General features: G+C 71.8%; 9 protein-coding genes. 4 read left to right on the top strand and 5 right to left on the bottom strand.

Annotated features, from left to right (window positions below):
• Positions 1–11 precede the first annotated feature (11 nt).
• On the top strand, positions 12–1,145 hold the full coding sequence (gene gcvT, locus AC08OX_RS11390; protein WP_476607790.1) for a glycine cleavage system aminomethyltransferase GcvT: 1,134 nt from the start codon (positions 12–14) through the stop codon (positions 1,143–1,145).
• A gap of 70 nt (positions 1,146–1,215) precedes the next feature.
• On the opposite strand, the gene AC08OX_RS11385 is transcribed toward gcvT, so the two are convergent.
• From AC08OX_RS11385 to AC08OX_RS11370, 4 genes are all read right to left on the bottom strand, one after another.
• A complete protein-coding gene (locus AC08OX_RS11385; protein WP_023842025.1) occupies positions 1,216–2,049 on the bottom strand; it encodes an adenosylcobinamide-GDP ribazoletransferase in 834 nt (277 codons plus the stop codon).
• Positions 2,049–3,182, bottom strand: coding sequence for a nicotinate-nucleotide--dimethylbenzimidazole phosphoribosyltransferase (gene cobT, locus AC08OX_RS11380; RefSeq protein ID WP_476607788.1), 1,134 nt, complete (start codon positions 3,180–3,182; stop codon positions 2,049–2,051). The genes AC08OX_RS11385 and cobT overlap by 1 nt, the downstream gene beginning before the upstream one ends.
• A gap of 341 nt (positions 3,183–3,523) precedes the next feature.
• A complete protein-coding gene (locus tag AC08OX_RS11375; protein WP_476607787.1) occupies positions 3,524–5,095 on the bottom strand; it encodes a bifunctional adenosylcobinamide kinase/adenosylcobinamide-phosphate guanylyltransferase in 1,572 nt (523 codons plus the stop codon).
• Between the two features lie 142 nt (positions 5,096–5,237).
• Positions 5,238–5,411 carry a hypothetical protein gene (locus AC08OX_RS11370; protein ID WP_011437513.1) on the bottom strand — a complete coding sequence of 58 codons (174 nt, stop codon included), beginning with the start codon at positions 5,409–5,411 and terminating at the stop codon, positions 5,238–5,240.
• 426 nt (positions 5,412–5,837) lie between these two features.
• Here AC08OX_RS11370 and AC08OX_RS11365 point away from each other — a divergent pair, with 426 nt between their 5' ends.
• From AC08OX_RS11365 to AC08OX_RS11355, 3 genes are all read left to right on the top strand, one after another.
• Positions 5,838–6,050, top strand: coding sequence for a hypothetical protein (locus AC08OX_RS11365; RefSeq protein WP_011437512.1), 213 nt, complete (start codon positions 5,838–5,840; stop codon positions 6,048–6,050).
• Between the two features lie 205 nt (positions 6,051–6,255).
• The gene (locus AC08OX_RS11360) at positions 6,256–6,735 is read left to right on the top strand and encodes a nitroreductase family deazaflavin-dependent oxidoreductase (RefSeq protein ID WP_476607786.1); all 480 of its coding nucleotides are present in this window, start codon (positions 6,256–6,258) and stop codon (positions 6,733–6,735) included.
• Positions 6,736–6,776: 41 nt separating this feature from the next.
• A complete protein-coding gene (locus tag AC08OX_RS11355) occupies positions 6,777–7,385 on the top strand; it encodes a TetR/AcrR family transcriptional regulator (protein WP_476607789.1) in 609 nt (202 codons plus the stop codon).
• Between the two features lie 63 nt (positions 7,386–7,448).
• Here the strand turns inward: AC08OX_RS11355 and AC08OX_RS11350 are convergent, their stop codons facing one another.
• Positions 7,449–8,414, bottom strand: a complete 966-nt coding sequence (locus AC08OX_RS11350) for an aldo/keto reductase family protein (RefSeq protein WP_476607785.1) — start codon at positions 8,412–8,414, stop codon at positions 7,449–7,451.
• Positions 8,415–8,592: the final 178 nt, after the last annotated feature.

Below are 8,592 nucleotides of genomic sequence, written 5' to 3'. Positions count from 1 at the left end.
GGCTGCTGGCCATGGCAGAGCTGCGTCGATCCCCAGAGCTGCGTCGATCCCCAGAGCTGCGTCGATCCCCGCTGTACGACCGGCACGTCGAACTGGGCGCGAAGATGGCCGGGTTCGGTGGCTGGGAGATGCCGATCGAGTACACCGGTCGCGGGGTGCTCGCCGAGCACCAGGCGGTCCGCGGCGCGGTCGGGATCTTCGACGTCAGCCATCTCGGCAAGGCCAGGATCGCCGGCCCCGGTGCCGCCGCCTTCGTCAACGCCTGCCTGACCAACGACCTGCGCCGGATCGGCCCCGGCCAGGCGCAGTACACCTTGTGCTGCGAGGAGACCGGCGGGGTCGTCGACGATCTGATCGCCTACCTGTACTCCGACGAGGAGGTCTTCCTCGTCCCGAACGCCGCGAACACCGCCCAGGTCGTCGCTCGCCTCGCCGCGGCGGCGCCGGCGGGCGTGTCCGTCACCGACCTGCACACCGGGTACGGCGTGGTAGCGGTCCAGGGACCGGCCTGCGCCGATCTGCTCGGCGCCCTCGGCCTGCCCACCGGCGGGACGTATATGAGTTTCGTCGACGCGGAGTGGAAGGGCCACCCGGTGATCGTGTGCCGGTCGGGCTACACCGGAGAGCGAGGCTACGAGCTGTTGCCTCGTTGGGACGACACCCCTGCGCTGTGGGATGCGCTGTTCGCGGCGGGTGGGCCGCTCGGCGTCGTGCCGGTCGGCCTCGGTGCCCGCGACACGCTGCGGACCGAGATGGGGTATCCGCTGCATGGCCAGGACCTCTCTTTGTCGATCACGCCGGTCCAGGCTCGCTCCGGGTGGGCCGTCGGCTGGGACAAGGATCGCTTCTGGGGACGCGACGCCCTGCTCGCGGAGCGGTCCGCCGGCGCCTCCCGCCTGCTGTGGGGGCTGCGGTCCACCGGCCGGGTGATTCCCCGTCCGCACATGACCGTGGCCTCCGCGGCTGGTGCCACGGTCGGTGAGGTCACCAGCGGCACGTTCTCTCCGACGCTGCGCCAGGGGATCGGGCTCGCCCTGCTGGACCGGTCCGTGCAGGGGGGCGACACGGTGAACGTCGACGTCCGGGGCCGTCCGAGTCCCATGACGGTTGTCCGGCCGCCGTTCGTCAGGTCCTCGCCCAAGTAGCCCAGCCGCCGGACGGGCCTGTCCGGCGGGCCCGCCGGGCGGACGCCAGCGGGCGGCGTCCGCCGCGCTGTCAGTGCAGGCCGAGGGTGTGCAGGACGGGCGTCGGGATCGTCATGGCCATGACGAGCAGGGTCGCCGCCGCGGTGATCTCGATGAGTCCGCCGAGGATGTCTCCGGTGATCCCGCCGAAGCGCGTGAGCAGATACCGCCGGAGCAGGAACGAGACGCCTGTCCCGACCCAGACCGCGAGGACCGCTCGCAGCGCCCGGCCGGGGCCGCCGCCGTCGAAGTCCAGCAGTCCGGCCAGCGCCGCGACGGCGCAGACTGCCAGGAAGGACAGCGCCGCGTCCCGGGTCCGCACGGTTCCCGCGACCAGCGCACCGAGGCCATCCGGCCGAGCCGGCGGGACGGCGCCGGTACAGGCCAGGGTGGCCGCGAGCCTGCTGGTCATCGCGGCGACCAGAATCGACAGCGTGCCGCGGTGCGCCGAGATCGTCGTGCTCAGGGCCCCGACCTGGAGCAGCACCACGAACAGGACGATGATCGCTCCGAAGGCCCCGATGGTCGACTCGCGCATGATCTCCAAGGCGCGATCCCTGCCCCGCGCTCGCCAGGCGCCGAGCCCGTCCCCGAGATCGGCCAGCCCGTCGAGATGCAGGCCCCGGGTGACCAGAGCGAGCACCGTGACGCCGACGACGGCCGGCAGCAGGGTCTGGGCGCGCTGACCGGGAACCGCCGTGACGATCCGGGTGGCGAACACCGCACTGCCGGCGAGCAGCCCCAGGGCCAGGCCGACGAAGGGCGCCAGGGCCATCGCCCGGCCCGCGAGCCGCCGGTCGGTGTGCTCCGGGCCCCGCAGCGGCAGGACGGTGAGCAGCGTGAATGCTGTTCTTGCCTCGAGCATCACGGGGCACCGGCCGCGGGGCCCGAGTCCCCTTGGCCGCCGCCGACCTCGGCTTTCCCGCTGACACCGGCCTGGTCGAACGTCGCCATCTCGGCCAGCGTGGCCTGGGCCGCCCGCAGGAACGGAACGGCGAGGAGCGCACCGGTGCCCTCCCCGAGACGCAGGCCGGCGTCGACCAGGGGGGGCAGACCGAGTGCGTCCAGTGCGATTCCCTGGGCGGGCTCGGTGGACCGGGTGCCGGCCACCCACCACTGGCTTGCTCCTGGGGCGATCCGCTCTGCGGCCAGCGCCGCCGCGCAGACGATCACACCGTCGAGGATGACCGGCGTCCGTCGCACGGCGGACTGCACCAGCAGCCCGGCCAGGGCGAGCAGATCGGCTCCACCGACGATCCGCAGCACCGAATGCGCGTCGCCGGTGAACGGCCGGCCGCGCCGCATCGCGTCCCGGATCGCGGCCGTCTTGATCATCCAACGTTGGTCGTCGATCCCCGTCCCGCGGCCGACTACCTCGATCGGCTCCCGGTCGCACAGCAGCGCCACGATGGTGGCTGCGGGGGTTGTGTTGCCGATCCCCATCTCGCCGGGAACAAGCAGGTCCGCGCCCGCGTCGATCTCCTCGTCCGCGATGAGTCGGCCGACGGCGAACGCGGCGTCCGCCTCCGCGACGGACAGCGCGTCGGTGCGGTCGATCCGTCCGCTCGACCGTCGCACCCGATAGCGCTCCGGTGCGGCCGATCCATCCACCCCGCCCGGCGTGAGGGGCCGCGCCGTGTCCACGGACACGTCCACCACGCGCACGGCGGCCCCGACCTGGCGGGCCAGCACGTTGACCGCCGCGCCGCCTGCGGCGAAGTTCGAGACCATCTGGGCGGTCACGTCGCTGGGGAAGGCGGACACCCCGGCCTGGGCGACACCGTGGTCGCCGGCGATCACGACCGCCCGGATCCGGGCGAAGGGACGGGGCGGGCAGGTCGCCTGTGCGCCGGCGAGCCAGATGGACAGATCCTCAAGCCGGCCCAGCGCCCCGGGTGGCTTGGTCAGTTCGGTCTGCCGCTGGCGAGCCGCAGCCATCGCGTCGGAATCCAACGGGGGAACGGGGGAAACGGCGCTGCCTGACGCATCGGGATCCACGGGATCCTTACTACCTGATCCGATTGGTCGGCAACGCACCACATCCCCGCGAAGGTGTCTCCCAGTTATCCTCGCGCCGCACGATTGTGCCGATCGGTGCGGCCGGGACGGTTGGTCCTTGCCGGCCGGCCCGGGCGGCAGGTGGCTGGCCTCGGGCGGCAATGACCGCACCGTGCGGGTCTGCCTGTCTTCCGCACACGGTGCCGTGACCTGCGACGACGCGCGCATGTGCGGAGAACGGGGGTCTGGCGGGTGAGCGACGGCGCGGCCTGGTCCTGCCGGTGGCTTCCCGCGACCGAACCGGCCGGTCTCATCGTGGCCTGCTCGGCCGGGCTCTGTCGCTACGACTTCCTCACGGGAGGATTTGTCCCGTGAGGACGCGATGACCGCTCGTGCGGGAAGGGCCGCAGTCGGAGGGGGATGCCCGCGACCACCTGCCACACCTCGTCGGCCTCGGCCGCGAGATCGGCGTTGAGACGGCCGAGCGCGTCGCGGAACCGGCGGCCGGCCTCGGCCGGGGGAACGACCCCGGAACCGACCTCGTCCGTGACCGCGACGACCCGGCGGCCGGTGGCCCGCCAGGCGTCAACGAGCTCCTCCGCGCGGATGCGCAACTCGTCCGGACGGTCCAGCCAGGCGCCGACCCACAGCCCCAGACCGTCGATGAGCAGCGGTGGTCCGGGAGAGCGCAACAGGGGAACCAGGTCGACCGTCTCCACGGTCGTCCAGGCGGCCGGGCGCCGCCGCCGGTGTGCGGCGATCCGCTCGGACCACTCGGCGTCGGCCGGATCAGGCGGCGCCGATGTTGCGACGTAGACCACCTCCGGTTCGGCGAGCAGCCGGCGTTCGGCTTCGGCCGACTTCCCCGACCGGGCACCCCCCGTGATCAGGACCCGGTGTGGTGCCGGGAGCACCGGGCTCTGCCACCGCCCTGGTGCCCCTGGTGCCCCTGGTGCCCCTGGTGGCTGTGGTGGCTGGGACGGCTGCCGCCGGGCGGCCGGGACGATGTCGTAGACGGTCCCGTCCGCCGGTGCCAGCGCGCCGGCGAGGTGGAGCCGGCGGGCCAGTTCGTCGCCGGGCGGGTTGCGGTGACTCAGATGGACGGCCAGTACCAGGGTGCTCGGCACCACGGCGCCGCGGCGGCGCAGCTCGGCCACGAGCTGACCGAAGGTGTCGAGGTCAAGGTGCTCGCCGAACCCCGGCCGGTCGCCGTTGTTCTCCTCCAGCAGCACGACGTCGTAGGCGCGGCCGGTGACCGCCTCGAGCGTCTCCGCCGGCAGCGGCGCCGCGGTGTCGCAGCCGTACAGCAGGCGTCCACCGTCCGGCGCCGTCACGTCGTAGAGCACGGCCGGCCCGATGCTCGCGTCACCGTGCTGGGCGGCGACCGGTCGAACGAGATAACCCCGATCGCTCGGGGACTCCTGACCCTCCGGGGATCCCCGGTCCTCCGCGGCCTGCCGATCGTCCGCGCCGAGGCGCAGGGGTCCGGGTGTCGTCGGCGTACCCCCGGGCACCACGGCGATTAGCCGCAGCGGCGAGCCGTCCCGGTCCGGATCGGAGCGCTCCCAGCGAGCCAGGAACTCCCGGCACGCCGCCAGCGCCGCCGGCGGACCGACCACGTCGAGGGGCCGTCCCGCGGCTGTCGACCACGAGCGCCACATCAGGCTCTCGGGCCCCAGATGATCGGGATGGGCGTGACTGATCAGCAGATGACGCAGCCCCGATAGGCGTACTCCGAGCCGGGCAGCGGTCCGGGGCACGTCGGGACCACAGTCGATCAGCAGGGCGTCGTCGATCAGAACGGCCGTCCGCCCGCGTACTTCGTGTTCCCTGGCCCAGGCACAGGATGCGCAGTCGCACCACGGGTTGGGCCAGCCGTCCGCCGAGCCGGTGCCGAGCAGCGTCACCTTCATCGTGTTCCGTCTCCCGGATCCCGTTGCGTCCCGGATCCCCCGGATACCCCCGGATCCCCCCGGGGTCTCCGCCTCTCCGGGTTCTCAAGCCTGCCAGGCTCCGTGGTTCTCAAGCCTGCCGGGCTCCGTGGCCCGCGGAACCTCAGACGTGCGGGTGGCGCTTGCGCTCCCACAGGGTCATGAGGGTGAGCACCACCGCCAGCAGGAAGATTGCCGCGAAGGTGACGAGCGCGGCGGCCCACCAGGTCAGGGGAGCGTCCTCGTGTTCCACGGACTCGGCCACGATGGCCGCTGCGTTGTAGACGGTCGTTCCCACGCGGGTTCTTCCTCCTTGTACCGACGTACTGCTCACGCAGACGTGCCTGTCGTGCGGACCTGCCTTCGACGCGGCTGTGCTCACCGTGCGGACATGCCGCCGGCTCGCGCGACCGGCGATGACCGGTGACGCCGGCTTCGCGATCGTGGTGGTCGCGATGCTGTCCGGGCATCCACCGGAACTGACGTTACCGACGTTCACGACATCCTGGCGCGGGTATCGCCGACCGCGCCAGTAGCACGACCCGACCCGACCCGGGCCCGCGGGCCGGTCGACCAGTGCCACGATGGATCATCGGCCCTGGCGTGGGGCCGGGAGTCCCGCGTCGGCGGGGTGCACGCGGTTGGATGGGACGACCGGCCGGCGCACTGGCCGATCACGGCCGGTGGCTCCAGCGCGGGCCGCCCGGGTGGGAAGGACACACTCATGACCTGGACCTGGCGCTACGAAGGCGATGACGGCACGATCACGATGGTCGGCGGGGACTCGACCTCTGAGTCGTTCACCAGCCAGGGAGACGCTGAGACGTGGCTCGGGGAGACCTGGCGTGACCTGCTCGATGCGGGGGTGGCGCAGGTGACGCTCCTCGATGCCGGCCGTCGCGTCTACGGGCCGATGAGCCTGCGCCCGGTGACCTGAGCCGCCTCCGTCCGTGCCGGTCCCGACCTGTGCTGGTCCCGATGCGTGTCGACCGAACCGCCTCTTGACGAGAGGTCGGCTGACGACGTTGGCTGACGACGTTGGCTGACGACGTTGGCCTGTCCGGTGTGGTCCGGCCGGCCGAACCATCGAGATCGCTCAGGCCGGCGCCGGGCCGTTCCGGTCGACAGAGAGGGTGCAGATCTTGACCGAGCACAACAACCCGTCCACTCCGCCCGAAGCGCATTACCTCGCCCCCGGATGGTTCACCCGTAACGTGGCCAACCGTGCCGTCGCGGCGTTGACCCGGGCGGGGATCAGCCTCCTGGGCAGTCGGATCCTCGAGGTACGCGGCCGGATCAGCGGCGAGCCGCGCCGGACCCCGGTGAACCTGCTCATCTTCGACGGGCAGCAGTACCTGGTCTCGGCGCGAGGGCACGGCCAGTGGGTGCGTAATCTGCGCGCGGCCCAAGGCGAGCTATACCTGCTGCGTGGCCGGTCGCGCACGCGTTACTCCGCGACCGAGCTGGATCCGGCGGCGAGCGTCGCCGTGCTGCGGGCCTACCTGCGGCGGTGGAAGGCCGAGGTCGGCGCCTTCTTCGACGGGGTCGGGCCGGACTCGCCCGATGAGGAGATCCGTCGGATCGCGCCCCGCCATTCCGTCTTCGTGATCACACCGGCGTGAACACGGGGACGGCGACCTCACCGGTGCGGGGAGCACGGTCGGTGGCGCAGGCGCGGCCGGTCGGCGAGCCGCCATTGCCCAGGATCGCGCCCCGCCCGGTCCTAGGCTCCGTCTCGCCGCGGGTCACCGAGATCATCACGGTCGCGCGGGGGGTGCTGGAGACCGAGGGGGCGGGGGCGCTGACGATGCGCCGGATCGGTGATCTCCTCGGTATCCGGGCGCCGTCGCTGTACAAGCATCTCGCGGGTAAGCCGCAGCTTGAGGCCAAGCTGATCGAGACCATGCTCATGGAGATCGGGGACCTGCTCCACGACGTGGTCGACCGCAGCGGTGCCGCGGAGGTGGTCCCGGCCCTGCTGGCCGCGTACCGGGGCTATGCCCAAGCCCATCCGAACCTCTACCGCCTGGTCACCGCCGGTTCGCTGAACCGTCGGCTACTGAGCGCCGACGTCGAGGACTGGGCGGGGGAGCCGTTCTACCGGGCGGCCGGGGAACCCTATCGTGCGCAGGCCCTGTGGGCCGCCGCGCACGGCACGATGATCCTCGAACTGGACGGCCGCTATCTGCCAGGATCCGATCTCGACCGGACCTGGCAGGCGCTGGCCTCCGCTTTCCGCCGAACCGACCCGGCTGGCGACCAGCCTGGCTGATCTGATCTGGTTCGGTTCGGGGTAGCCGGCGGGCCCGGGGCCAGGCCTGGAGGCAGGCCCGGGTCAGGCCCGGGTGACGACCTCGGCGAGCACGTCGTCGATCCGATCAAGCAGCGCCGGGTCGAGCGTCACGCCGGCAGCCTTGACGTTCTCCCGTACCTGCTCCGGCCGGGACGCGCCGATGATCGCTGAGGCGACGTTGTCGTTCTGCAGCACCCAGGCGATGGCGAGCTGCGCCATCGACAGCCCGGCGTCCGCGGCGATCGGCCGCAGCTCCTGCACCGCGGTCAGCACGTCGTCGCGCAGCAGCCGGGAGATGAAGGTGGAACCGGTTTCACCGGTGGCCCGGCTGCCGGCCGGCGGTGGCTGACCGGGCGGGTACTTGCCGGTGAGCACGCCTTGGGCGATCGGCGACCAGACGATCTGGGAGATCCCGGCCTTCCGGCTGACGGGCACGATGTCGGCCTCGATGGTCCGCCACAGCATCGAGTACTGCGGCTGGTTGGAGATGATGCGGTCCAGCCCCAGCTCGCTGGCCAGCCGGACGGCGTCGCTGATCTGCTCGGCGCTCCACTCGGACACGCCGACGTAGAGCACTTTGCCGGCGCGGACGAGGTCGTCGAAGGCCCGCAGGGTCTCCTCGATCGGCACCGTCGGGTCGTACCGGTGTGCCTGGTAGAGGTCGAGGTGGTCGGTGCGCAGACGGCGCAGCGAGGCGTGCGCGGACTCGATGATGTGCTTGCGACCGAGGCCCTTGTCGTTCTCCCCCGGGCCGGTGGGCCAGTAGACCTTGGTGAACAGCTCGTAGGACTCCCGGCGCACGCCCTGCAGCGCTTCGCCCAGGACGCTCTCGGCGCGGGTACCGGCGTAGACGTCCGCGGTGTCGAATGTGGTGATGCCCTCGTCGAGGGCGGCACGCACACAGGCGGTCGCCGCGTCCGCCTCGATCTGGTCACCATGGGTGATCCAGTTGCCGTAGGAGATCTCACTGACCGACAGGCCGCTGCGCCCAAGACGTCGATGCTTCACGTGACGACCTTAGCCGTCGGCCCTGGTCAACTATTTCTCATACACCATGCCCTGACCTGCGCTTGCAACACGCTAGCAATGGCTAGCGCATACCCGGAGTGATCCGCGGAAACACTTCCCTGACCTGCGCTTGCCCGACGCTTGCCTGCGCAAGCGCAGGTCGGAGGCATCTAGCACA

Source organism: Frankia sp. CoBUL1 (genome assembly GCF_978021245.1).
The sequence above is the reverse complement of the archived record's forward strand: the minus strand, read 5'-3'. Positions and strand labels throughout refer to the sequence as shown.